Annotated in this window: 21 protein-coding genes and 1 tRNA gene; 8 read left to right on the top strand and 14 right to left on the bottom strand. The window is 57.8% G+C overall.

The genetic code is table 11. The features are described from left to right. Positions 1-6 precede the first annotated feature (6 nt). From METFOR_RS12475 to METFOR_RS12455, 5 genes are read right to left on the bottom strand one after another with little or no spacing between them, the layout of a single operon-like run. Positions 7-1,608 (bottom strand): Hsp70 family protein, encoded by a 1,602-nt coding sequence (locus METFOR_RS12475; protein WP_015286512.1) that lies wholly within the window; start codon positions 1,606-1,608, stop codon positions 7-9. Positions 1,609-1,626: 18 nt separating this feature from the next. Next, on the bottom strand, positions 1,627-4,422 hold the full coding sequence (locus METFOR_RS12470) for an outer membrane protein assembly factor BamB family protein (RefSeq protein ID WP_015286511.1): 2,796 nt from the start codon (positions 4,420-4,422) through the stop codon (positions 1,627-1,629). A 12-nt stretch (positions 4,423-4,434) separates the two neighbouring features. Further along, the gene (locus METFOR_RS12465; protein ID WP_015286510.1) at positions 4,435-5,997 is read right to left on the bottom strand and encodes an AAA family ATPase; all 1,563 of its coding nucleotides are present in this window, start codon (positions 5,995-5,997) and stop codon (positions 4,435-4,437) included. Between the two features lie 4 nt (positions 5,998-6,001). Beyond that, a complete protein-coding gene (locus tag METFOR_RS12460; protein WP_015286509.1) occupies positions 6,002-6,400 on the bottom strand; it encodes a DUF1257 domain-containing protein in 399 nt (132 codons plus the stop codon). Between the two features lie 5 nt (positions 6,401-6,405). Next, the gene (locus METFOR_RS12455) at positions 6,406-6,981 is read right to left on the bottom strand and encodes a 4Fe-4S single cluster domain-containing protein (protein ID WP_199483993.1); all 576 of its coding nucleotides are present in this window, start codon (positions 6,979-6,981) and stop codon (positions 6,406-6,408) included. A 357-nt stretch (positions 6,982-7,338) separates the two neighbouring features. On the opposite strand from METFOR_RS12455, the gene endA reads away from it, so the two are divergent. The 4 genes from endA to pheT are packed head-to-tail and all read left to right on the top strand — an operon-like array spanning position 7,339 to position 12,690. Next, on the top strand, positions 7,339-8,349 hold the full coding sequence (gene endA, locus METFOR_RS12450; protein WP_015286507.1) for a tRNA-intron lyase: 1,011 nt from the start codon (positions 7,339-7,341) through the stop codon (positions 8,347-8,349). 9 nt (positions 8,350-8,358) lie between these two features. Further along, positions 8,359-9,615, top strand: a complete 1,257-nt coding sequence (locus METFOR_RS12445; protein ID WP_015286506.1) for a tryptophan--tRNA ligase — start codon at positions 8,359-8,361, stop codon at positions 9,613-9,615. A gap of 1 nt (position 9,616) precedes the next feature. Further along, a complete protein-coding gene (gene pheS / locus METFOR_RS12440; protein WP_015286505.1) occupies positions 9,617-11,059 on the top strand; it encodes a phenylalanine--tRNA ligase subunit alpha in 1,443 nt (480 codons plus the stop codon). A 2-nt stretch (positions 11,060-11,061) separates the two neighbouring features. Then, on the top strand, positions 11,062-12,690 hold the full coding sequence (pheT, locus tag METFOR_RS12435) for a phenylalanine--tRNA ligase subunit beta (RefSeq protein WP_015286504.1): 1,629 nt from the start codon (positions 11,062-11,064) through the stop codon (positions 12,688-12,690). Here pheT and hisF read toward each other — a convergent pair. After that, entirely contained in the window at positions 12,659-13,465 is an 807-nt protein-coding gene (gene hisF, locus METFOR_RS12430) for an imidazole glycerol phosphate synthase subunit HisF (RefSeq protein WP_015286503.1), read from the bottom strand. The genes pheT and hisF overlap by 32 nt on opposite strands. A gap of 148 nt (positions 13,466-13,613) precedes the next feature. Between hisF and METFOR_RS12425 the strand changes: the two genes are divergently transcribed. Continuing rightward, the gene (locus METFOR_RS12425) at positions 13,614-14,840 is read left to right on the top strand and encodes an adenosylhomocysteinase (RefSeq protein WP_015286502.1); all 1,227 of its coding nucleotides are present in this window, start codon (positions 13,614-13,616) and stop codon (positions 14,838-14,840) included. Between the two features lie 17 nt (positions 14,841-14,857). Here the strand turns inward: METFOR_RS12425 and METFOR_RS12420 are convergent, their stop codons facing one another. Beyond that, a complete protein-coding gene (locus tag METFOR_RS12420; RefSeq protein WP_015286501.1) occupies positions 14,858-15,706 on the bottom strand; it encodes a DNA-3-methyladenine glycosylase family protein in 849 nt (282 codons plus the stop codon). Between the two features lie 172 nt (positions 15,707-15,878). Here METFOR_RS12420 and METFOR_RS12415 point away from each other — a divergent pair, with 172 nt between their 5' ends. Continuing rightward, on the top strand, positions 15,879-16,208 hold the full coding sequence (locus METFOR_RS12415) for a hypothetical protein (RefSeq protein WP_015286500.1): 330 nt from the start codon (positions 15,879-15,881) through the stop codon (positions 16,206-16,208). A gap of 220 nt (positions 16,209-16,428) precedes the next feature. Here METFOR_RS12415 and nifB read toward each other — a convergent pair whose 3' ends face one another. Beyond that, positions 16,429-17,322 (bottom strand): nitrogenase cofactor biosynthesis protein NifB, encoded by an 894-nt coding sequence (gene nifB / locus METFOR_RS12410; RefSeq protein WP_048111399.1) that lies wholly within the window; start codon positions 17,320-17,322, stop codon positions 16,429-16,431. Between the two features lie 164 nt (positions 17,323-17,486). Here nifB and METFOR_RS12405 point away from each other — a divergent pair, with 164 nt between their 5' ends. Next, the gene (locus METFOR_RS12405; RefSeq protein ID WP_015286498.1) at positions 17,487-18,044 is read left to right on the top strand and encodes an FKBP-type peptidyl-prolyl cis-trans isomerase; all 558 of its coding nucleotides are present in this window, start codon (positions 17,487-17,489) and stop codon (positions 18,042-18,044) included. A gap of 20 nt (positions 18,045-18,064) precedes the next feature. On the opposite strand, the gene METFOR_RS12400 is transcribed toward METFOR_RS12405, so the two are convergent. From METFOR_RS12400 to METFOR_RS12375, 6 genes are all read right to left on the bottom strand, one after another. After that, a tRNA-Val gene (locus METFOR_RS12400) sits at positions 18,065-18,138 on the bottom strand. Between the two features lie 591 nt (positions 18,139-18,729). Next, positions 18,730-19,638, bottom strand: coding sequence for a thiamine pyrophosphate-dependent enzyme (locus tag METFOR_RS12395; protein ID WP_015286497.1), 909 nt, complete (start codon positions 19,636-19,638; stop codon positions 18,730-18,732). A 1-nt stretch (position 19,639) separates the two neighbouring features. Continuing rightward, positions 19,640-20,797 (bottom strand): transketolase C-terminal domain-containing protein, encoded by a 1,158-nt coding sequence (locus METFOR_RS12390; protein ID WP_015286496.1) that lies wholly within the window; start codon positions 20,795-20,797, stop codon positions 19,640-19,642. Then, on the bottom strand, positions 20,798-21,058 hold the full coding sequence (gene porD, locus METFOR_RS12385; protein WP_015286495.1) for a pyruvate synthase subunit PorD: 261 nt from the start codon (positions 21,056-21,058) through the stop codon (positions 20,798-20,800). It lies immediately after the preceding gene. Further along, a complete protein-coding gene (locus tag METFOR_RS12380) occupies positions 21,058-21,600 on the bottom strand; it encodes a pyruvate ferredoxin oxidoreductase subunit gamma (protein ID WP_015286494.1) in 543 nt (180 codons plus the stop codon). Before METFOR_RS12380 ends, porD begins: the two co-directional genes overlap by 1 nt. Positions 21,601-22,335: 735 nt before the next feature. Beyond that, positions 22,336-23,208, bottom strand: coding sequence for a methanogenesis marker 12 protein (locus METFOR_RS12375; RefSeq protein ID WP_015286493.1), 873 nt, complete (start codon positions 23,206-23,208; stop codon positions 22,336-22,338). 39 nt (positions 23,209-23,247) lie between these two features. On the opposite strand from METFOR_RS12375, the gene METFOR_RS12370 reads away from it, so the two are divergent. Further along, positions 23,248-24,183 (top strand): NAD-dependent epimerase/dehydratase family protein, encoded by a 936-nt coding sequence (locus tag METFOR_RS12370; RefSeq protein WP_015286492.1) that lies wholly within the window; start codon positions 23,248-23,250, stop codon positions 24,181-24,183. Position 24,184: the final 1 nt, after the last annotated feature.

Genomic DNA, 24,184 nt, shown 5'->3' with positions numbered 1-24,184 from the left:
CTCCCGTTATGTTAACCGGTACACCGGTGCATCTCTTCTGATAATCGCCCCGGTAATGAGATCGCGAGCCGTGAGGCAGAGTTGTCTCTCACGGTCGATGGTGAATGTCAGTTCGAACCGGGGCTCCCCTTTTACGCCAGGCGGATCGGCGGCCAGCACTGTCGGTATTGTGCCGTTCACGAGTCTTGGCCTGCTCCCCTCGTCCGCATCTTTTTCAGGCGCGGCAACCCGGACGCCCCCGGAGGGATCCTGGACCAGTTCGAGTGCCAGCCCTGTCCCGGGCCCGTTGCTGCCAATTTCGAACAGGGAGAGACCGAGTCGGGCCTGCCCGTCATATGCGGCACTGATGGTGATCCGGGCGACCTGCCCGGCACTGGGAAATCGTGCGCCACTGTGGACGAGGAAACGGTACCGATGTTCCCGCGCGGCCGGGTCCCAGTACCGGAGCGCGTAGTTGTTCCTTATGTGATCTGAAGAAGCGCTACGGGAACGGAACAGGCACGCACCCCTCACAATGGCATCGAGCGGGTGATCTGAGAGAACGGGAACTCCAAAAAAACGCTCCCGGGCAAGTGCCTGTACCGCGGGGAGAAGTGATCCACGGCCGGTCATCAGGACCGCTGCCGGTGCACTATCAGCGTATCCCCGTGCCAGTGCCTCCCCGCGTGCGCACCGGATTACATCGTCAAGGATCGCGGGCAGTCCATGATCGGCAAACACCCGGATAATGTCGTCTGCCGTTATCCTTACAGTGATTGGCCTTCCGGAGACCGGATCCGGAAATCCCGCAACAGCCTCATCGCCACGGGCAAGGTGCTGCACGACCCCCGGAACGCATGCACGTGCTGCATCGATCAGGCTTTGTCCCCGTCTTCCATGATACGCCAGATGGCTTTTCTCCACGATCTCCTGTGCAATCCAGGTATCCAGAATGACAGAACCGGTGTCTGTCCGGGCTGACCCGATCACTTCCATGTCTGCGCTGTCTAAAGACCCGTTGTTCCTGGCAATACGGAGGCTGAGTGCCGTCTCGTCACAGGAAAAGAGGAGAAACGACTGCCCCGTCTCAACTGCCAGACCGTAACCGGCCGCTGCTGCTGAACATTCTGCGATGGTGTGGCAGGCAGTCATGCCTGCAGTGCGGGCGATCTTCGAAAGCCAGTCCCTGTACCATGGTGGTGCATCTTCCGGAACGGAAAAAACAACGGAACGGATGTTCTGGTGCCCGGTCACGGTCTTCACCAGGATTGCACCGAGAAGGTCACACGCAGCATCGCGGAACGTTACCCGTTTTTCATCCCCCGCCGCGATCAGTGCCCCGCTCTCTTCGAGCAGGTAGCTGCGGATCCACCGGGCCGTTGCCGGGTGATCAGAATTTCCCCCCCGCACAACCTCATTCCCGATATCATGGTAGTTCGCGTCACGATACCGTACAAGGGACGGAACCCGGTGTATCGGTACGGATCCTCCCGGGTCCGGTAGTTCCTCCGACCAGCCGGGGAATGCATGGGTAAAAAAACCGCTCCCGTCCTGTGGCATACTCCCGCAGACGATGGCACCGTCCCCGAAATCCACGCCAAGGGAGAGAGCAGGTTCCTGTGCGTTCATGTACCGACCCTCACTGCCTCACCCGACAATCTGGATATCCAGTGCGCCGGCATCCAGGAAGACCGGGCAGAGTTCGATCTCGTCCTGGAACCGGAGGGAAAGGAGCCGGTACAGAAAGCGCCACTGGGTTGCCATTGCCTCAGTGCCTCCGGCATGTTCCCGTGCGAGCTCCAGATCGGCAAACGTTGCAAAGGATAAGGGCTGGATGAACGGGACCCTGAAGGTGCAGACTCTCCCATCCTCGCCGCTGGTCACAACACTGTCCTTTTCCGCGATACTGATAATCCCGGTCACTGCCCCGGCATGAGCGGGGAGCGTCCGGATCAGGCCGCGGTCATGCAGGGAATAGAACGCCAGTGTCCCATCTGCGTACCCGACAGCAAGGGAAAGGCCGTTGCTGGCAAACGAGAGTACCGTGGGGATTCCCGGGACCTGATGGATGTCATATGCGCGTGCCCCGTCCGGCAGGTGATACAGCCGTATCACGGGATCTGCCCCGGCCGCCGCGAGAAGCGTGCCTTCCGGGGAGATGGCACAGCAGGACACTTCCTTTCCCGCATCGCGGAGAACAAGCGGTTCTTTGGTATCGCAACTCTGCCAGATACGGACGGTTGTATCATTGCTGCCGGTCACGAACAGCTCACCCGACGGGCTCACGGCACAACAGGTGACCGTGCTGGTATGGCCTTTGCATACCTCTTTTGCCGTCCCAGACGGGACGTCCCAGAACCGGACCCGTCCGTCCCATCCACCGGTAATGAGTGTTTTCTCATCTGGCAGGAACGCAAGGCACCGCACGCTGGTCTTCAGCCCGCTGCAGGAAGAAAGGAGGCCTCCGGTTCTGATATCCCAGAACCGGAGGCCGGGCTCTTTTCCGGCACACGCAAGGACTGCGCCATCCGGACTTGCTGCGATCGTACGTAATGACGGGGTATAGAGATCGATACACCTCCCAGCCGTGTCGGAACCTGGGGAGAACAACCTGACGGTACCATCCGCTGTTCCGGCGAGGATACCGGTTTCCCTCCCCGCGAAGGCAAGGGACGTGACGGCCCCGGCAGAGCGCCGGAGTGTGCGCAGGAGCTCCCCATCCGGGACAGATCTCAAAGCAACTGTCCCGTCCCAACCTGCAAGGGCGAGGAGTCTTCCCTCCGGAGACAGGGAGCAGGCACTCACCGGGCGGCGGTACGCACGGATCTCCCTTGTCTTTACGCCTTCGGGAAGATGAAAAGAGAACACCGTACCTTCATTGCAGCCTGCAATGAGGCAGGTTCCGTCCTGCGTAATTGCGCAACAGGATGGCACCCTGTTGTAGAGCGGAATTTCCACGGTTGGATTATCCCCCTCATGCCAGATACGGAGCACATTCGTATTGGTGCCAACAACAACGGTCCGGCATCCCCGGGAGATTGCTGAGCAGGATACTGTGCCGCTGTGCCTGGCAAAGGCCCGGACCAGGCTCCCGTTCTGCCCGGACAGGCAGACCGGAAGAGCGTGACCACGGATCACGAGGATGCCGCCGCTTTCTTCAGAGAAGGCAAGCGCCCGGACCGGGTCGCCCGTTCCCGTGACGGTCCAGAGCATCACCCCCGTCAGCGCATCGAAGCAACAGACCGTTCCGTCGGCATGGCCCGTTGCCAGTGACTGCCCCCCCGCTATCTGGGCGAGTGCTGTTACGGGAGAGGGGTGGCAAGGCGCAGAGAAGCGGACTGCCCCGGTTTTGCACCCCATGCTGAAGAGGTATCCTTCTCTGTCCCCGGCCAGGATCTCCTCGCCACTGGATGAGAGGATCGCACACCCGACGGGATGAGAAGGATCGTCAAAGACCCATACCGGCTCACCGGAGAGGGTGGTTGCATGCAGTGTGCCCCTGTCCCCCCCGGCTATCAGCAGGGTATTGTCGAGCGTGAACGCAAGGAAATGCGGGGATCCGGTACCGGGAGTACAGGAACCAAGGAGCCGGGCAGACGCAACGTTCCAGGTAGCAATGGTGCCATCGCAGGATCCTGCGCCAAGGAGGGTGCCGTCCCGGGAGAACGAGAGACGCAGCACCTGGCTGTCCTGCACCCCGTTGGAACTGAGCGGCTTTTCCGGCAGGGGACTATTCCAGGATTCCGGCAGGTCAGCGATGAGTTCCTCAAAAACCTGCCGTTCATCGCCTTCGAGATGCCAGCCTGCACTGTTCATGGTCTCGAGCGCTGCACGGGAGAAGGCCGGGGGTGCCATGCGTACGAGTCTCCAGAGCAGATCCCAGGATGCATCGCAGGCAAGCGTTTTCATGACAAGTGCCCATTCCCCGTACGACCAGTCCTTCGCAGCACTGTCCTGCTCTCTTCCCAGAAGGGCATGAGCGAGGACATGCCCCCGGCTTGTGCCTGCATTTTCCGTGGCATAGCGGAGTGCGTGCAACCGGATCCGTGCTTGCGCGTTTGCATATCCCTCTGCAAGCCTGGGATGATGGTCCTCCGGATCGAAGCGGAGGAATGTCTCGTCCTGTCCTGAAAGAAACAGGAACAATGCTTTTGCACCAGGGGGATTCGGAGTATACCCCTTTTCGAGAGCAAGATCCCGCAGGAAAGGATCCTCCCGCAACAATGCCTCGTTACAAAGGGCATCGATGGCTTCCTGGCTCATGAGAGACGCAAGGCTCTCCCGGGCAACCTGCCGTGCTCCTTTGTCCTTTGAGGTTGTTTCAATTTCTGCCAGTTTTCCGATTGCGGACAGATCCCCGTTCCGCAGGTTACGGGAGAGCCTCCGTATCTCGCGCCGGAGGAGCAGGGGGCCGAAAACAGGGAGGGTGGCGGCAGACCTCATGCGTTAACTCTCTTACGGGCGCTCGTGTGCAAACGTTTCCAGTGCAATTGTCTTCCCGTGCATCGGCGCACGGGACGTGGTCACCCGGGATGCCGACTGGGCACGTCCTTCGGCAAGCCAGGTGCGAAGCGCTGCAACCGTCTCCCGCTGAGAAACCGAGAGGGGCACCTGTGCCTGCATGCAGGTGAGGATGTCTTCCGTCGTGACCCTGCGCATATTCTCGCTGAATGCCCGGTACATGGCATCAATGATCGTCTGCTCGATCTCCGCACCGACATACCCGTCGCTCTCCCGCGCTAGAGTCTCGAGATCAAACTCTGCCGGGATGCACTTGCGCTTCCGTAAGTGGACCGAGAAGATCTCGCGCCGCTCCTCGAATGTCGGCAGGTCCAAAAAGAAGATCTCGTCGAACCGGCCTTTCCTGAGGAGTTCCGGCGGAAGCGCTGCGATATTGTTTGCCGTTGCAACGACAAAACAGGGAGAGGTCTTGTCCTGCATCCAGGTCAGCAGGTGGGCAAAGACTCGCTGGCTTGTCCCGGCATCCCCGCTGCCGAACGCAAATGCCTTCTCGATCTCGTCCACCCAGAGGATGCACGGGCTGATGGTCTCGGCGAGGGCAAGGGCACGGCGCGTCCGCTCTTCGGATTCTCCGACAAGGCTCCCGAAAAGCGATCCCACGTCAAGCCGGAGGAGCGGGAGATGCCAGATATCGGCGATCATCTTTGCCGTGAGGCTCTTTCCGGTTCCCGGGATGCCGATAAGGGCAATTCCCTTGGGGGCCGGAAGGCCGAAGTTTTTCGCTTCCTGCGTGAACGCCCGCTCGCGCAGGACCAGCCATTCCTTGAGCACCGCAAGGCCCCCGACATTCTCCGGCGTTTCGGTGTAACTGTAGAACTCCAGGGCGTCTGAAGCGCTGAGGATATCCTTCTTTTCGGCGATGATAGCGTCAATGTCACGGTCATCGAGCCTGCCGTGGGCAACGATCGCCTTCGAGAACGCCCGCCGGGCCTGGTTCAGCGTCATGCCAAGCGCGGCCTGGATGATCTTCTCGCGGCCTCCATCGGTGAGTGAGCAGGTGATCCCGCTCGTTGTGATCAGGGTATCGAGATCTGCCGAGAGTTCGGCTGCATTTGGGGGAGGGAAGTGGACGATCACCGCCTCGTCGCGGATCTCGTCCGGGACGCGTGTTGCCGGGGTCAGGATCACGATTGTCCTGCGGTTGTACCGGAATTCCTGGGAGAAGTTGCGGATCCGTCGTTTCACCTGCGGGTTGTTCCAGTACTCGTGGAAGTCCTTTAAGATGACGACCGCGTCTTCCCCGGTCTTGATCATGTCGTCGAGCGCTGCGAGCGGGTCGCGGGACTGGCCGGGGAAGGTTTTTGGGCCGACAAGCACGGAGAAGCCACCCACGCAGTCCCAGGCAATGCACTGGCGGGACGGATCCCAGGATTCGCATACTTCGCGGATCCCGGACACTGCCCGCTCCTCCTCGGGCGTGATGACAACGATCAGGGTCACGCGGGCGCGCAGCGAGATATTGAGCCTGCGGGAGAAGTCAGGTTCAGCGATCTGCATGGATTTACTGCCACCTCCGGACCACGAGCTGCACCGTCCCGTCCTGTTCGTTCTTCTCCGACACCAGCTCGAAGCCCTCCTTTTTTGCCTGTTCCAGCACCATTTTTTTTGCATACTCCTGCTGGATGGCACCTGCCTGCCGCTTCAGATCTTCTGCAATCTTCTGCTCGCTTGTGCCGGAGACACCCCACCAGTCGGCCACGAGATCGTATGCCCCGTCCGCGTTCTTCACGAACCCGAGGGCATATCCTCTGGTCTTCCGTGCAGCGATATCCACGTTGTGAAGGCCATGGTGCCCTTTGATGGTCGTGTCGGTCTCCACCGAATACCCGAGTTCTTGCATGCACTGCACGAGTGCTTCGCGGTGCCGGAATGTTGTCCTGATACGGCTGAAATGCGACATCCCTCTTACTCTCCTCTGCATCGAGCAGCCATCTGCGTCAACAGGCTGTCGGGTGGAAATCCCGTTGTGGTGACCGTTCCGTCAGGCGCGATGGTAAACTCCACAGTTTTTTCCTGATCCTGTTCGGGAAGGACTGATTTCGGCACGATCCTTCCGGAAAGAGAAATGATCTGCTGGTTTGCCGATCCCCGGTACCTGTCCCTGCAGGCAAGGTCCTCGCGGTACGGGCCGGCAATCAGCAGGTCCGTTGCAGCAAGGAGCCGGCAACAATCCGAATCGTGGCATGAGGCGAGCTGTTCAAAGGTATAACCGGAATAGGTGACGACCGTGAGCCCCGCATCCAGGATCCGTTCTGCCACATCCGCAAGGGGTCCGGCCTGGGCAAAAGGCTCCCCTCCGGAGAAGGTGATGCCATCTATTCCCTTTGTCGTAAGAATGCGGGCTGCGAGTTCCTTAGCTGGAACAATATGCGCAGGAGAAAAGGCCCAGAATGCCTGGTTAAAGCAGCCTTTGCATCGGAGAGGACAACCCTGGACCCACACAACGGCCCGGGTGCCGGGACCGTTTACGGTCGAACGCATGAGATAACCTGAGAGGTTGAGTCTGCTCCTGCTTCGGCATCCGGGGTCGCTGTATTCGTGCACCATTTTTTCCGCCGCTTATTTCTGGCTTTGAAAAAATTTCCGGTGTGGGGACCAGTGTATCCTATAGTATTACCCATGGTTTCCCGGAATGGTGTTCATCCGCGGGGACGTGCAAATAAGCATACTTATGAGATACGATTGGACTCTCAAGGTTGGTTTTTCCCCTTTTTATAGACATTGATTCGCATTTTTGTAATGCATAAGGATTTCGCCCGGATATCGTACTGGTGTTCCTGGTCGCTCGTGGCGCGCGTCAGGCGCCCTTAATACCATCCGGGAGAAATAGATCCGGCAGTGAAAGCGATATTCGACGGATCCATCATCCGCACCGGGCGGGAAGGCCGCCCTCTCTACGAGCAGAGCGGGTACGGCAGGCCGGAGGGAGACGGTCTCCGGCTCTCCCCCCAGGAGGCCCTGTATCTTCTCCATCGCCAGAAGATCGAAGTGCCCGGGTACTCGTTTGACACCCTCTTTGCCGAGTTCTCCGATCAGCCCACGGTCATGCGGAGTTTTCTCGTGTACCGCGATCTGCGGGAACGGGGTTACGTGGTCCAGACCGGGCCGCATGACTTCCGGGTCTTCCGGCGGGGGGAAAAGCCCGGTAAAGGCGAGTCGCTCTATCTTGTCCGAGTGCTCTCCGAGCGTGACCCGATCCTGTTCGAACTCCTGATCGAGGAAGTGATCGCCTCGCGCAATATGCGCAAACAGTACATCCTTGCCGTCGTTGACGACGAACAGGAGCTGACCTATTACGAGATCAAGCTCCAGAAACTGGCAGATGCGTCCTGTACGCTGCCGGATCTCACCCCAACGGATGCAATGCTGACCGGCAAATCGGCAATGGTCAGGGTAACGGCAGATTCAAGCCTTGAGAAGGCCGGGTTCGGCAAGCGGCTTGACCCGGAGCGGCTCATGCTCGCTCCCGTTGAACTCCTCTACCTTATGGACCGGGGAACAATCCGGCTCATGCGGGGGGATGCGGGGATGAGTTTTGCCGAGTACCTTGCTCTCGCAAGCGAGAGCGACAGCGAGCTCACCCTGAAACATACCGTGTACACCGAGCTGCGCCGCCACGGGTTCACGCCCCGGACGGGATACAAATTCGGGCACCACTTCCGTGTCTACTGCGGGACTTCCGTCCATTCCGACCTGCTCGTCCATGCCGTGGAGAAGGAAGCCGCTCTTCCCATGAGTGTTATCTCCCGTTCCGTGCGGATGGCCCACAGTGTCAAAAAGAAGATGTTGTTTGGCGCTGTACATTCTTCAGGAATCCAGTTCGTCGAATTCGCACGGATCAAGCTGTGAGCTTTTATCATGCAGGAACCGCAGATCAACCCCTGGTCAAGCACACCGTCCCTTGACATTGAAAAGACATTTGCCGAGTTTGGTATCGATCCCATTGCACCGGTCCTTCCGGAACTTCCGGAGATCCCCTATTTCATGCGCAGGGGGATCGTGGTCGGTCACCGGGATTATCTTCCCATTGCCCGGGCAATCCGGAACAAATCCCCGTTCCATATCCTGACCGGGTTCATGCCAAGCGGCCACCCGCATCTCGGCCACCTGATGGTGATGAAGGAGGTTGTCTGGCATGTTCAGCAGGGGGGCAGCGGGTATATCACGATCGCCGACCGCGAGGCACATGCGGTCCGCGGCCTCTCCTGGGAGAAGTGCGATGAGTACGGGAAAGAGTACCTCGCCTGCCTGTATGCCCTTGGGTTTGAAGGGCAGACCTATTTCCAGAGCAGGAACAACCGGCTCAAGGACCTTGCCTTCGAGGCGGCGACGAAGGTCAATTTCTCGGAACTCTCGGCAATCTACGGTTTTGGGCCTGACACGGACCTTGCACACGCGGACAGCGTGATCACACAGGTCGCCGACATCCTCTATCCGCAGATCGACCGCGAGCCTGCACCCACGGTGGTCCCGGTGGGCGTAGACCAGGACCCGCACATCCGCCTCACCCGCGGGATCGCGCACAAGATGCGGATGTTCACCGTTGAGGAGCGTGACGGGTATATCAGCGTCAGGTCGAAGAATGCCCCCGAGGCTACAATGGAAGCGGTCAAAAAGGCATTCCCGCACGCAAAGAAGTACGAAGGGCATGTTGACATCAAGGGAGCGCAGTGCACCGACGTCAAGGCAAAGGTGCGTGAGATCGAGCGGGCACACGGGGGTTTTGCGTTTTTTACGCCCTCCTCGACATACCATATCTTCATGCCCGGCCTCACGGGAGGGAAGATGTCGAGCAGCATTCCCGAGAGTTTCATCTCCTTCCATGAGCCCGAAGCAATGGTGAGAAAGAAAGTGATGAGCGCTATCACCGGGGGAAGGATGACCCTGGAGGAGCAGAAGCGGCTGGGCGGAGAACCCGACAAGTGCTCGCTTTATCTTCTCAACCTCTTCCACATGGTGACGGACGATGCAGAACTTGCGGAAATCCGGAGAAAGTGCACTGCCGGGGAGATCACCTGTGGCCAATGCAAGAAAGAGACGGCTGAACGGGTTGTTGCGTTCCTGAATGACTTCCGGGAGAAGATGGACGCAGCAAAGGACAGGATAAGGATATAAGATGGCGGAACTGACGCAGAACGAGAAACGGTTGCTTGCAACCCTTGAAACGGAGAAGAGAGCAGATGCAGGGCACCTTGCCGCGGTCATGGACGCTACCCCCGAAGCGGTTGTCCAGTGGGCCCATCTTGCACAGGACAAGGGTTTTGCCACCGTGGAACGGATTGTGTCCACGGAGTTCACGCTCTCCGACGAAGGAAAAGAATATGCCGCAAATGGCCTGCCCGAGACACAACTCCTCCGCAACATCCTGCCGGGCACAATGCTGGACGATCTCAAGAAACAGCCATCATTCCGGATTGGCTTTGGGCAGCTCAGGAAGAAAGGGCTTATCAAAGTCGAAGGGTCAAACGTCATCAAGACTCCCGGCGCTTCAACCGAAGGCGATGAAGCCGCCCTGAAGAACCCATCACTTACCGATCCGAAGACAAAGGAACTCATCAAGCGCGGGATCCTCCAGCTGTCCGAGACCGTAAAGTACCTCATCGCGGCAACCCCGGAGGGACTTGCGCTGGCAAAAAAAGGCCTCGACCTCCGCGAAGAGACCGGTACCCTGACCCGCGAACAGATCATCTCCGGCTCGTGGAAGAATACAAATCTCCGCCGCTACGACGTCACCAAGCTGCCGAAGAAGGCATATCCCGGCAAGATCCACCCCTACCAGAGAATCATCGGCGAGATGCGGGAGATCCTCCTCGAGATGGGCTTTACCGAGCTCTACGGGGAGATCGTCCAGCAGTCCTTCTGGAACTTCGATGCCCTCTTCCAGCCGCAGGACCACCCGGCCCGCGAGATGCAGGACACGTTCTACCTGAAGGAGACGCTTCCTCTTCCGAAAGGGTTTGAGAACGTCAAGGCGATGCATATCTCGGGGGGCGAGACCTCTTCGACCGGCTGGGGCGGTGTGTGGAAGGAGGAGAAGGCGGAGCAGTGCGTGCTCCGGACTCACACGACAAGCCTCTCCATCCAGCACCTTGCACAAAACACCAGACCTCCGGTCAAGGCATTTGCCGTTGGCCGGGTGTACCGGCGCGAGACGATCGACACAACGCACCTTGCCGAGTTCGAACAGCTTGAAGGCATCGTGATGGATGAGAACGTCTCGTTTGCCAACCTGCTCGGAACGCTCCGCGAGTTCTACAACCGCATGGGTTTTGAGAGCGTGCGGTTCAAGCCCTCGTATTACCCCTACACCGAGCCGAGCCTTGATGCCGAAGTCTACATTGATGGGATCGGGTGGATCGAGATGGGCGGCGCCGGAGTCTTCCGTGAAGAAGTCACCGCGCCTCTCGGTATAATGTATCCCGTCCTGGCCTGGGGCCTTGGTGTGAGCCGGATAGCGATGCTCCGGCTTGGATTAAAAGACCTGCGCCTCCTCCACAAGAGCGATGTTGCCTTCCTCCGGGAGACACCATCGTACCGGCAGATGAAGGGAGGGATCTGACGATGGCGGTCATCACCCTACCCTATAAGTATCTCGAGCGGCTCACCCGGACTGACCGGAAGACGATCATCGAGAAGGTCCCCCTGATCGGTTCCGATGTCGAGCGGATCGAGGAGGATCATGTGGATGTGGAGTTCTTCCCCGACCGGCCCGACCTGTTCAGTCCCGAAGGGGTAGCCCGCGCAATGCGGGGGTATCTCGGGATCGAAACCGGTCTGCCGGAATACCCGGTCAAGCCTTCGGGGATCCGGTTCACCATCGATCCCCAGCTTGCAGCCATCCGCCCGGTTCTCGGTGCGGCGGTCATCCGTGGCGTGAAGTTCGACGATGAATCGATCCAGAGCATCATGTCCCTGCAGGAGTCGCTTCACTGGGCCGTAGGCAGGGGCCGGAGTAAGGTTGCCATCGGGATCCATGACATGGACACTGTCAAGCCGCCATTCCACTATATTGCATCAAGGAGGAGCCGTGGTTTTGTCCCGCTCGACTTCACCGGGAAGATGACGATGGAGGAGATCCTCGAGAAGCACCCGAAAGGCAGGGACTATGCGAAGATCGTAAAAGACTTCCCCCTCTTCCCGCTCATTGTGGATGATGACGATCATGTTCTCTCGTTCCCCCCGATCATCAACGGGGAGCGGACGCGTGTCACCATCGACACCAAGAACATCCTCCTCGACACCACCGGCATCGACAAACGGGCAGTCAGCGTTGCGGTTAATATCATCTGCACAGCGATGGCAGAAGCCGGGGCAACCATCGAGAGCGTTGAGATCGGAGGCGTCCAGACCCCGACCCTTGCCCCTGCCGAGCGTGTCATCAGCGTCAGCGAGTGTTCGCGCCTGCTGGGAGCGGACCTGACCTCGGAATCCATGTGCGGGTACCTGAAGATGATGCGCTTTGGTGCAGAACCGGCCGGTGCCGACAAGGTAACAGTACAGGTCCCCTGCTACCGTGCAGATATCATGCATGACTGGGACCTCTTCGAGGATGTGGCGATTGCGTACGGGTATGACAAGCTGGAATCCGTGCCCCCGAAGACCTTCACTGTCGGAAAACCCCACCCGGTGCAGGTCGGCATGGCCCTGGCCCGGCAGGTGTTTTCCGGCCTAGGGTACCTTGAAGTCATGCCGTTCACGCTGACCAATAAGGATGTGCTGTACAAGCGTATGCAGCGGACGGAGACACCCGGTGTCCTCCATGTCATGCACCCTATCAGCATCGAGAATACCGTGGTCCGGACGGAACTCTTACCCCTGCTCATGGAGTTCCTCACCATCAACCGGCACCGTGAACTGCCCCAGCGCCTTTTTACGGTCGGTGATGTGGTGGTCGATTGTAAGACCCACCAGCAGGCATCTGGTGTCAGCACCCATCCCGAGGCAGACTTCTCAGAAGCCTATGCAACCGCCGATGCCGTGCTCCACGAGCTCTCCATTGAGTATATGGTAAAAGAATCCGCAGATCCCGCATTTATCGAAGGGCGCCGGGGCGATATCATCGTGAACGGGAAAAAGGTAGGAGTCTTTGGCGAGATCCACCCCGCCGTGCTGGTGGCATTCGAGCTCGAACACCCTGTTGCAGCGTTCGAGTTCGACCTCAGAGCCGTACCGGGATACCCCGCCCTCTGAGGTATTCCTTCACTTCTTTTACCGTGAACTCGCCGTAGTGGAAAACACTAGCCGCAAGGCAGGCATCCGCCTTCCCGTTTTTGAACCCGTCATAGAAATGCTCAAGGGTCCCAACTCCCCCGCTGGCAACGACCGGAATGCCGACAGCATCGGAAATAGCCGCTGTAATAGGGATATCGAAGCCGTTCTTCGTACCATCGGTCTCCATGCTTGTCAGGAGGATCTCTCCTGCGCCCCGCTCCTCGGCCTCCTTTGCCCAGGCAACGGCATCGATCCCCGTTGGTTTGCTGCCGCCATAGATAACGACTTCATACCAGCACGTTGATCCGTCCGGGAGGCTGACCGGGATCGCCTTCTCGTTCGGGGTGGTGTTCCGCCGCACATCGATCGCACAGACCATGCACTGGGTGCCGAATGCCTCCGCGCCGCGGGTGAGGAGGGACGGGTCATGGACAGCACTGGTGTTGAGGCTGACCTTGTCGGCACCGGCCCTCAGGATTTGCTGGATGTCGTCCAGGGACTTGAGGCCGCCCCCTACCGTGAGCGGCAGGAAGAGCTGGTCTGCGGCACGCTGGATGACATCGATGATGATGCCCCGTTTCTCTTTGGAAGCGGTAATGTCGAGAAAGACGACTTCGTCAGCGCCCTGTTCATTATACCTGCCGGCCAGCTCCACCGGGTCCCCGGCATCCCGGAGCCCGACAAAATTGGTTCCTTTCACAACCCTGCCATCTTTGAGATCAAGGCAGGGGATGATCCTCCGTGTCAGCACCATAGCACTCATAATTGGATGGAAAAACCTATCATCATTTCGAAAGGCACCTGCACCAGCGCGGAGTTTATGTTGCCTGCCGACTCTATGTATAGGATAGTCAGTTACCCGGGCGGGCCGGTCCACTTCCGGTCCCCCGTTGAGGATATCCATGAGTTCCGGAACGCTGAAGATTGAATGGGCAGGACAGTACATGCCCGTACTTGCTGCCATCAGGAAACAGTTTGTCAAAGAGAGACCGTTCGAGGGCATGACGATCGGCATGGCGCTCCATGTCGAGGCCAAGACCGCGAACCTGGTATCGACCCTCGCCGCAGGTGGTGCAGAGGTGCATATCACCGGCTGCAACCCGCTCTCAACGCAGGATGATGTTGCCGAGGCTCTCGGGAAAGTAAAAAATGTCAACTGCTACGCGAAGCGGTCCTGCACGGTCGATGAGTATTATGCCGCGATCAATGACGTACTGGATGCAAAGCCGGTCATCACCATCGATGACGGCATGGACCTGATCCACTATATCCACACCAAGCGTCGCGACCTCTTAAAGAAGGTCATCGGGGGCTGCGAAGAGACCACCACGGGTATTCACCGGCTCAAGGCAATGGCCGCCGAGGGCAAGCTGGAGTTTCCCGTGGTTGCGGTCAACGATACCCCCATGAAGCATTTCTTCGACAATGTCCACGGCACCGGGGAGAGTGTTCTCTCGTCGATCATGATCACGACGAACACGCTCATTGCCGGGAAATATTTTGTTGTCGCCGGCTACGGCTACTGCGGCCGCGGGCTTGCGCGGAAGGCACATGGGCTTGGTGCAAAGGTCATCGTCACCGAGATCGACCCCCGGCGGGCACTTGAGGCGCACATGGACGGATTCATGGTCATGACCATGGAGGATGCAGCAGTTATCGGGGACATTTTTGTCACCACTACCGGTAACTGTGCTGTCATTGCAAAGAAGCACTTTGCAAAACTCAAGGATGGCGCGATCCTCGCGAACGCTGGCCATTTCAATGTCGAGATCGACCTCGAATATCTTCACAAGAACGCTGCAAAGATCATCCGTCGCGACGGCATCGAGACGTTCGTCCTCGGGAAGAAATCTGTCCATGTGCTTGCAGAAGGCCGGCTCGTGAACCTCGCCACTCCCAAGGGAATGGGACACCCGATTGAGGTCATGGACCTGAGTTTTGCACTCCAGGCGCTCTGCACGCTCCATATCGCAAAGAACGGGAAGAAGATGAAGGGCGGTGTCTATGATGTCCCCAATGAGATTGATGAGCAGGTTGCAAACCTGAAACTCGCGTCTCTCGGGCTATCGATTGATTCGCTCTCCAAAGAACAGAAGAAATATTCCTGCAGCTGGGATATCGGCACGTAAATCCCCCTGCTCTCTTTTTACAGTATCCTTGCCGCGTACAGGTATTCCTGTGCCCAGCCGCAATACTCCCCGAACTGCTCCTTTGCAAACTTCCGTATCCGGTCGTATTCCCTCGTTGTCAGCGGGGCATCCGTAGGAAGATCCGGAAGGTATTGTTCTTTTAAGATCCGACGGATCCAGACATCCACGGGAAACGCATCGTATTTCTGGAACGCAAAGAGGAGGATGCAGTCGGCAGCTTTCGGGCCAACACCCTGTAGTTTCATCAATTCCTTGCGGGCATCCTCGTACGGGAGCCGGCGGATCTTCTTTTCCCACGATCTCACGTCGGTGACGGTGCAGGAGGTGCCGTACACGTATGGCTGGCGGTACCCGAGTTTGCATATCGTGAGGCCTTCGTGCCCCTTACAGGAAATACAGGACGGTTCCGGGAACGTAAAGAAGGTCTGACCCCCGGATTGTATCCGGGTGCCGAACCGCTCTGCAAGCAACCCGATCCTGCGTCGGATGGTCGGGATATTAGAATTCGTCGAGCAGATATAGGAGACGGTGCACTCCCAGGGGAGCTGGCGCACAAGGCGCAGGCCGTTGCACTGTCCGATTGCCCGGTGGATCACGGGATCGTTGTCAATGGACGAAAGAAGAGGGAGCAGGTCGATATCGAGAGAGAAGTATCGGCGGATGAATTCCTCCGGGGCACCCCTGAACCTGAGCCTGGTTCCTTCCTGACGGATACGGATGACGTGGTTATCAACAATCCCCAGCCATGTGCCGTCGGGACTCCGCTCCCAGCGGAAGACCTGGCCGCAGCCGAGTGTCTGGTCGAGCGAGAACGGCTGGCCGGGGGGAAGAGCAATGGAGGGCATGATCGTGATCCAGTAGTGGAGAGCGGGTTATGGAGTACCATTGACCATTCCCCCTCTTATTCGCTGGGGATGGTGCAAACATGACGGGGAGAACCTGGCGTTGTCCCATGCGATTTTTCGCAGCCGGATCGGAACGAATAGCATTTTAATATATAAATGAATAGTTCTTCTTATGGAATTAGCAGAAACCCTCAGGACATTTATCGAAGAAGGCGCGGACTGGGAACGCAAGCAGACATCGGTCAAAGGCGTGTCCATTATCCGGCTTCCCGCAACCAAGAACCGTGCCGCATCCCTTGCTATCGACATCAATCCCCTTGGCCCGAACGGGCTCCCGATGAAGAAGAAGGGCATCATGATCATGAACTCTGCTGAGATTGCCGCTTTCCGGGCAGCGTTCAACAACGAGAAGGTGGACAGTCTCGTAGCCGCGCTGGAAGAGGTGCTCCCGGAGCGGAAGACAGCCGGAACACCGGCGAAATCGGATGTCCTACAGATCTGATTGAACCCGTAAACGCTGTTGCTGATTAGGAGTGACTGCCATCAGAAAAGGGCTTGTACCCCTGCTCATCATCGTTGTCGTTGTCCCGGGAGCTGAACGGAATCACCACATCTTGCAGCACTCCAGACCTTGCCCCGGCATCGCTGGCAAATATGCGAACATAGTCCGGAACGATTCGGTATTACTGTTATCCCTGTGCAGGGGATGATAGGAAAAAAGGTTACTTATTCTCGTACACGCAGGACTGGATGTCGTGGCCGAGCTTGCCGATTGCATCGGCACGGCATCGCTGGCAGTGCCGCATCTGCTTCACGTATTTGCCGCACTCGTCCTGCATCTTCCGCTTCATCTCGGGTGTCGGTGGGGTGATATTGGCGAACTTGTACTGGGCGATGAGCGGGATGAGGTTGAAGGTGTAGACGCCCATCTCTCCCACCTTCTTTGCAATGGCCGGGATGTGGTCCTCGTTGATGCCGGGGATATAGACGGTGTTGATCTTCACGATCATCTTGCGTCTGACTGCCTCTTCGATGCCTTTCATCTGCTGGGAGAGGAGGAGTTTTGCGCCCTCAATGCCTTCGTAGCGTTTTCCCTGGTAATCGACGAACTGGTAGATCTTCGCCCCGATCTCCGGGTCGATGGCGTTCAAGGTGACCGTGATGTTGCCCACGTCATATTTCTGGAGAAGGTCGATCTTGTCCGGAAGGAGGAGGCCGTTGGTGCTGATACACTTGATAACATTCGGGTATTTTTCATGGAGTTGCTTGAGTGTCTCAAAAGTCTCCTCGTTTGCGAGCGGATCCCCGGGCCCCGCGATCCCGACGACCTTGATATAATTGTACTTGTCCACGACTTTCTTGACCATGTCCATGGCCTCGTCCGGCTTGAGCACTTTTGTTGTGACACCGGGGCGGCTCTCGTTGACACAGTCGAAGTCGCGGATGCAGTAGTTGCACTGGATATTGCATTTCGGTGCAACCGGGACGTGGCACCTCCCGAAATTATGGCATGCACCCTCGGAGAAACACGGATGCTCCTTGATCTTGCGCATCTGTGCAGGGTCCCACTGGACTTTACGGCCCTGAACTTCTGCATACTTCACTTCATCCGGCATAATGAACATCACAACATAGGTTCTTGGGGTATTTATACCGTGCAATTGTGATAGCGGGCAGGAATCCGCTGCGTGCATGATGCCTGCCTGAACAACCCGGCTTTTGTTTTCCGGAACAGAATGCAATGCTCTTATGGTCATGAGATCAACGTACTGGAGAGAGCATGAAAAAATCTGAAAAAGTGAAGGGAAAAGAGGCTGTCGCAGCGAAAAAGAAGAAGATGCGGCAGTTTGCGATAGGTGCTATTGTCGCACTCGTTGTTGTTGCCGCTGTTGCGTTCTACTTATTCAATCCGTTCTTTGCAAAGACCGGGGATACGGTATCAGTCTATTACACCGGTTCTCTGGCTGACGGGACTGTCTTTGATTCAAACCGGGACGCATCCCCACTTGTCTTCACCATCGGTCAGGGAAAAGTCATTCCCGGCCTTGAGGAGGCGGTGATCGGAATGGCCCCGAATACCACGAAGACCGTTCACATCCCCATGGTAAAAGCATACGGACCGTACGATTCTTCGCTTGTCTTCACGGTTAACCGGTCGGATATTGCCATCGAGAATCCCGTTGTCGGTGAACGCTATTCAATCCGGAGATCTGCTGATAATGCAGTGGCATATATCAAGATCATCACCATGACTGAAGATACCATTACCATTGACCAGAACCACGATCTTGCGGGAAAAGACCTGGTCTTCACGATCACGCTCGTGAGAATCGCATAACCCTCTTTTTTAAAAAACGATGGGCCCGGCCGGATTCGAACCGGCGACCTCCGCCGTGTAAGGGCGACGTCATAACCGACTAGACCACGAGCCCGACAACCTACTAATGTCATCGCCGGGATTAATAACATTGCTGATTATCGCCCTCTCTCCCTCGCATACCAGCACGCAGGATTCTCCGACGGAGAACCATGGGTTCCCGTTAAACCGGCCATAGCGGCAACCGGTTCGATCCAAACACCCTGCCCCTGGCTAAAACTCGTTTTACCTGCCAATCGGCCAAAAGAATGTGGCAAAAATTTACCTCCCCTCTCCGGCGTAAAAATGAAGACTTTCTCCAGATAATTTCCTCATTTTCCGAAATGTCGAATGCTGAAAGCATGAGACATGAGAAGACGAAGTCTTCGAATTATTCCCGCTGGAGCCGGAAAAGAAGGGAAACGGAGCCCGTAAAGGGCCCGGATTGGCGTATCCCTGAAATGGGGAGCACTCACACCCATTCATAGTGCATGGCTTTTTCATCGTTCGGCTGTGGACTCTGGTTCATGTGCGTTTCAACAGAGCGCCTATGCGGCGAAGCAGCACAGAAAGTTCATGAAAATCATGGGGATTTTCATACCCGCCAAAACATGCCCTCATCCAAAAGAGAATTACCGGCTCGAAAAAAGAAGAGAAGGAATGTTTTTTATTCTTTCCTAGGCGGGAGCTTGATGTCGAGACCGTACTTCTCGGCATTCCGGTCGGCGATGGCCTGGATTGCCGCGATCTCCGCTTCCTGCAGTTTCGGCTTGAAAAGGTGGCGGAACCGTTTCTGGGTCTTTAAGTATTCAGTCACCGGCTTGCGGACAACCTTCTTCACCTTCGTGACCTTGCCATCCACCATCTCGAAGTTCGGCCAGAGCCCGGTCTCGATGGCGAGTTTTGCGATCGCGATGGTCTGCTCGCCCTCGAATCCCCAGCCCGTGCAGCAGGGTGCATGGACCTGCACATAGCACGGCCCCTTGGTGTTGATGGCTTTTTCGACTTTTTGCCGGAGGTCTGCCGGATAGGCGATGGATGCCGTAGCGACATAAGGTGCCCCGTGTGCTGCAAGGATTGCGGGCATGTCCTTCTTGGGCCGCTTGTTGCCAAACGACTGGGAGCCGGCCGGGCTTGTGGTCGTGCTGGCATCGAGGGGTGTGGCACCGGACCGCTGGATGCCGGTGTTCATGTATGCCTCGTTGTCATAGCAGATGTAGGTGAAGTCATGGCCGCGCTCGAATGCGCCGCTGATGCTGATCATACCGATGTCGAAGGTTGCTCCATCGCCTGCCATGATCACGATCTTCTCTTTCCTGCCCTGCTTCTTCAGCGCAGCGTCGATGCCCGATGCAACCGCCGCAGCGTTCTCAAAAAGCGAGTGGATCCACGGGACCTTCCATGCAGTCTCCGGGTACGGGGTGGAGAAAACCTCCATGCACCCGGTGGAGGAGACAACGATCGTCTCGGGCCCAGCCGCTTCCGTCACGAGCCTGGCAGCAAGCGACGCCCCGCAGCCGCCGCAGGCACGGTGGCCGCAGTCGAACAGGTCGCAGGTCTTCTTCTTTTCTGCCATCTCAGATCAACTCCTTGCGCAGCCCGTAGAACTGGTCGCCGATCCCTTTCTCGCAGAGACTCACGATCTCCTTGATGTCCTTCTTGCGGATATCGCGGCCGCCAAGCCCGAGGATGTAGCCTTTTACCGGTATCGTGGAGCCGTACAGTGCATCACGGACCTCGATTGCTGTTGCTCCTCCCCGGGAGCCAAGCGAGACGTTCTTGTCAAGCACTGCAATGCGCTTCACGTGGGTAAGCGCTTTGGCAACCTCTTCAATCGGGAACGGGCGGAAGACCCGGATCCGCAGGAGCCCGACCTTCATACCGTCATCCCGCATCTCGTCAATGGCATCCTTGATCGTCCCGCACATGGAGCCCATCGCTACGATTGCGGTCTCGGCATCATCGAGCCGGTACGATTCGATGAACGCGCTGTAATCCCTGCCAAAGAGCGCACCAAACTCTTTTCCGTACTTTACGATTGCGTCCTTAGCCCGTTTCTGGGCTTCGTTCGTCTCGTAGCGGAATTCGAGATAATATTCCGGTGTCGCATACATGCCGAAACTGATGGGGTCTTTTGCATCCAGCTTCTCGGCCGGAGCAAACGCCGGCAGGAACTTGTCAGCCTGTTCCTGCGTGAGGATGTCCACCGGCTCATAGGTGTGGGAGAGGATGAACCCGTCAAAGCAGACAAAGACCGGCAGCTGGACGGAGGGGTCTTCCGCCACTTTAAAGGCAAGGAAGTGGAGGTCGGTTGCCTCCTGGTTATCCTCAGCATAGAAGTGGAGCCAGCCCGCGTCGCGCAGGGAGATTGAGTCCTGCATGTCGTTCCAGATGGAGAGCGGTGCGCCCATGGCACGGTTCGCGATGGACATGACGATAGGGAGGCGCATGCCCGCAGCATTGAAAACAACCTCGGCCATCAGCATCAGGCCCTGCGATGTTGTTGCCGAGTAGGCACGCGAACCCGCTGCGCTTGCACCAACGCAGGCAGAGAGTGCGGAGAGTTCGTTCTCAACAGTAATGTACTCGGCGTCGAGCTTCCCGTTGGCAACAAAATCCGCGAGAGCTTCGACGATATGGGTCTGGGGGGTGATCGGGTATGCCGAGACCACCTGCGGGCGACAGAGCCGGACTGCTTCAGCCACCGCGTGCGATCCCTCGGTTATCTCCAGCATTTACTTCTCCTCCTGTTTCATGGCAATCGCTTCTTTCGGGCACTCCTCGGCACATATCCCGCATCCTTTGCAGTAATCATAATCGGGATTGAAGAACCCTTCTGCATCTTCGTGGACGCACCCTTCGGGACAGAGGGTCTGGCACATCCCGCATTTCGAGCACTTTTCATGATCGAAGACCGGCTTGAATACCCGCCAGGATCCGGTCTTGTTGTCGCGCGACTTTCCGGGGCGAGCCCTGCATCCTGTCGCAAGCGCCATTAAGCTGCCCCCTTCACGGTGTCATACGCGGTCTTTGCCGCGGCGATGTTCTTCACTGCAAGTTCACCCGGGAAGCGGTGCTTCAGTGCATTTTCGAGTGCCGAGAACTGGATCTCTCCTGATGCAGCGGCAAACGCTCCCATGAGCGTGGTGTTGGTGATGGGGAGGCCGAGCGCCTTGAGGGCGATGGATGTGGCGTCGATGGTTATCAGTTTCACGCCATCAGGCACCTTGAATTCCGGCTTCTTCTCGGTGTTCACGATCACGATCCCGCCGGGCTTTACCCCCAAAAAGACATTCACGTCTTTGATCAGGGTGCTGTCCTGCACGATGATATAGTCGGGTTCGTACACCTGGCTCCTCTTCCGGATTTTCTTGTTGTCAAACCGGACAAATGCCTGGACCGGGGCCCCCCGCCTCTCGACACCGAATGCCGGAAAGGCCTGGGCATAGACGCCGCCCTCGAATGCGGCGACTGCGATCAGTTCGGCAGCAGTGACAGACCCCTGGCCACCCCTGCCGTGGATACGTAGCTCTTTCAAGGAAAAATCCCCAATTATCAGATTTCCATGATAAGGAAGCGACCGGATGTGTAAATTATCATGACTTTACACCCGGCATTCATATGGCGATACCCGAAATTATTGCGCATTAATGTGGTAATTTATCACTATTAATAATGCTGATCCGTTCCCAACGTCGGCCCCGGATCCCCGTTTGTGCTGATAATCCGGTCGTGATGAGGGGGGGGTCTGCTGTGTACCCCCACCCCCTTTTTCTTTTGAATTCAATCATACCCTCCCTGGTGGGGATGGGGGGGTGGTGTCCGGGACACCCCTCCCCGCATTGCCCGATAGAGTCCACCCTCTACAGGATTTGATCAGGGTGGTGCAATCATCTCTCCGCCGGTGCCCGGGTCCGGAAATACCGTGCAACAATGCACGCTTCCCTAACATGAGGTGGGGGGTCTCCAGCAGCATCCCTCCCCCCCTTGTTGCGTTTCAGAGCGATTATACCCCCCCGCCCGGTGCTAGGGGGGTATCATGGAGACCCCCCGCTGCGAACCAAAAGGCTGGTGGCCGGATATTCCCTGCACTATCATGTTACATCGGAAAACAATACGAAATGGCCGGCCGGATGTTGCTCTGGGGGGTGGGGGGTACTTGACACCCCCCCACCGCACGTGGCCTAAGGCAGGGGGGTATGTGGCTGGTTGCGGCCCGGACAAACGAACGGTCGATGCTCCTCGCTGGCGCTTTTTTTGGCTGACCCGGATTTTAGAGATCCGTACCGAGCCCCAGGATTGTTGTTTTGCCGGAAAAGACGTCGCGGGCGATCCGTGCACACCCGCGGGATGCACACCACTCATCGTATACAGCAACCTTCGAGCCGAGCAGCGAACCGACTTCCTGTGCAACTGCCGGTGCAAGGCTGCCCGCGAGCGCAATGGCTGCACCGGGATTGAGGAGCCGGAGTGCCGCACATTCCATGGCAGCGAAGAGGGCAACGGTACGCATCCGTTCCGGTTCCGGCACCGAGAAGTTTGCGCCTGCGTGCTGGAACGCCTCGTTTGCAGTACAGGCCCCTTCATCGATGCGGCGGATCGCGTCGACATCGAGGGCACCGTGGAGTGTCCCCGGGGCAAAGATGCAGGCATCGAATGCCCCGACAATCTTCCCGGCCGAAACAAGGAGCGTCACCGTGTTGGAACTTACGTCGGAGACGATCACATCGTCCCCCAGATCGTGGCAGACCTCGTAGGCAATTCCGATCTTCTCGGGGCTGGTCTGGTGTGAATAGGCTTTGAACCGGGGATCGGTTGGAGACCCGCGGTGAATGCCAGGGATGGCGATTGCCGGGATGCCGCTTGCCGCCACCTCGTCAAAGACCCGCGTACCGCCGCCGATGTGCTTGCCCGCCCCCTCGCGGCTGACCAGCCCCCGGTTCTGTACCTTGTCGATCCGTGTGATCTTCGAGAAGTTGTCGCCCATCGAGTAAGAGACGGCAATACCTTCGATCTCCTCGGGCGGGCAGATGCGGGCAAGGTCGGCGATGACAAAGTCCTTTGCAGCCTCGCGAGAGAGCTTGAATTCCCTTCCCTCTCCGGCGAACCGCATGGCGCTCGTGCCGTGATCGATCCCGATGAACATAGCAGTAATCCTATAGCATGGATGACATATTAGGTATTGATGTTTGATGTGGTGACAGGTGGCGCCGGGTTCATCGGCTCGCATCTGGTGGATGCCCTCGTGGCACAGGGTGACCGCGTTGTGGTGATTGATTCCCTTGTTGCCGGGCGCGAGGAAACGATTGCCGGCCATCTTCGTTCGGGAAACGTACAACTGGTTAAAAAAGACCTTCTTGGTGACGGCTGGCAGGACGCCCTCACAGGAGCGGACCGGGTGTACCATCTTGCAGCTGATCCGGATGTCCGCCAGAGTGCGATGACCCCGGACCCGACCTTCCAGAACAATATCGTCGCCACCTACCGTGTGCTCGAGGCAATGCGGATGCATTCCGTGCCGGAACTGGTCTTCACCTCCACATCAACCGTGTACGGGAATGCATCGGTCATCCCGACACCCGAGACTTACGCCCCCTTCGAACCGGTCTCGGTCTATGGCGCAAGCAAGCTTGCCTGCGAGTCGCTCATCTCGGCATACTGCCACTCGTTCTCGATGCGTTCCTGGCAGTTCCGGTTCGCCAATATCATCGGCTCGCGGAGCGGCCACGGCGTGATCACGGACTTTGTCCGGAAACTTAAAAGAAATCCAAAGGAGCTCGAGATCCTCGGGAACGGCAAGCAGACCAAGTCGTACCTTGAAGTCACGGAATGTATCCGCGCCATGGAGTTTGCCATTGCCCATGCCCGCAATCCGGTGAACACCTTCAACATCGGTTCCGAGGACTGGATCGATGTCGTAGCTATTGCCGATATCGTCACGGAAGCGATGGGCCTGACAGGCGTGCAGTACTGTTTCACGGGAGGGGAACTGGGCTGGGTTGGCGATGTGCCAAAGATGCAGCTCTCCATTGAGAAGCTCAAGGCCCTTGGTTGGAAACCGCAGCTGGGCTCCCGCGAAAGTGTCATGATAGCGGCACAGGCTGCTGTGACGGGGCAGTAAG

Source organism: Methanoregula formicica SMSP, from assembly GCF_000327485.1.
Lineage (GTDB): Archaea > Halobacteriota > Methanomicrobia > Methanomicrobiales > Methanospirillaceae > Methanoregula > Methanoregula formicica.
This window is presented reverse-complemented; position numbering and strand designations above follow the sequence as displayed.

Bases quoted from the DNA above. Each gene is read 5' to 3' on its own strand.
- porD (WP_015286495.1), bottom strand. From the start codon at position 21,058: ATGGCGCTTGCGACAGGATGCAGGGCTCGCCCCGGAAAGTCGCGCGAC.
- hisF (WP_015286503.1), bottom strand. From the start codon at position 13,465: ATGGTGCTGACACGGAGGATCATCCCCTGCCTTGATCTCAAAGATGGC.
- METFOR_RS12455 (WP_199483993.1), bottom strand. From the start codon at position 6,981: ATGCGTTCGACCGTAAACGGTCCCGGCACCCGGGCCGTTGTGTGGGTC.
- METFOR_RS12460 (WP_015286509.1), bottom strand. From the start codon at position 6,400: ATGTCGCATTTCAGCCGTATCAGGACAACATTCCGGCACCGCGAAGCA.
- METFOR_RS12370 (WP_015286492.1), top strand. From the start codon at position 23,248: ATGTTTGATGTGGTGACAGGTGGCGCCGGGTTCATCGGCTCGCATCTG.
- METFOR_RS12465 (WP_015286510.1), bottom strand. From the start codon at position 5,997: ATGCAGATCGCTGAACCTGACTTCTCCCGCAGGCTCAATATCTCGCTG.
- nifB (WP_048111399.1), bottom strand. From the start codon at position 17,322: ATGCCGGATGAAGTGAAGTATGCAGAAGTTCAGGGCCGTAAAGTCCAG.
- METFOR_RS12445 (WP_015286506.1), top strand. From the start codon at position 8,359: ATGCAGGAACCGCAGATCAACCCCTGGTCAAGCACACCGTCCCTTGAC.
- METFOR_RS12395 (WP_015286497.1), bottom strand. From the start codon at position 19,638: ATGGCAGAAAAGAAGAAGACCTGCGACCTGTTCGACTGCGGCCACCGT.
- METFOR_RS12375 (WP_015286493.1), bottom strand. From the start codon at position 23,208: ATGTTCATCGGGATCGATCACGGCACGAGCGCCATGCGGTTCGCCGGA.
- pheS (WP_015286505.1), top strand. From the start codon at position 9,617: ATGGCGGAACTGACGCAGAACGAGAAACGGTTGCTTGCAACCCTTGAA.
- METFOR_RS12470 (WP_015286511.1), bottom strand. From the start codon at position 4,422: ATGAGGTCTGCCGCCACCCTCCCTGTTTTCGGCCCCCTGCTCCTCCGG.
- METFOR_RS12415 (WP_015286500.1), top strand. From the start codon at position 15,879: ATGGAATTAGCAGAAACCCTCAGGACATTTATCGAAGAAGGCGCGGAC.
- METFOR_RS12475 (WP_015286512.1), bottom strand. From the start codon at position 1,608: ATGAACGCACAGGAACCTGCTCTCTCCCTTGGCGTGGATTTCGGGGAC.
- pheT (WP_015286504.1), top strand. From the start codon at position 11,062: ATGGCGGTCATCACCCTACCCTATAAGTATCTCGAGCGGCTCACCCGG.
- METFOR_RS12420 (WP_015286501.1), bottom strand. From the start codon at position 15,706: ATGCCCTCCATTGCTCTTCCCCCCGGCCAGCCGTTCTCGCTCGACCAG.
- METFOR_RS12390 (WP_015286496.1), bottom strand. From the start codon at position 20,797: ATGCTGGAGATAACCGAGGGATCGCACGCGGTGGCTGAAGCAGTCCGG.
- METFOR_RS12425 (WP_015286502.1), top strand. From the start codon at position 13,614: ATGAGTTCCGGAACGCTGAAGATTGAATGGGCAGGACAGTACATGCCC.
- METFOR_RS12405 (WP_015286498.1), top strand. From the start codon at position 17,487: ATGAAAAAATCTGAAAAAGTGAAGGGAAAAGAGGCTGTCGCAGCGAAA.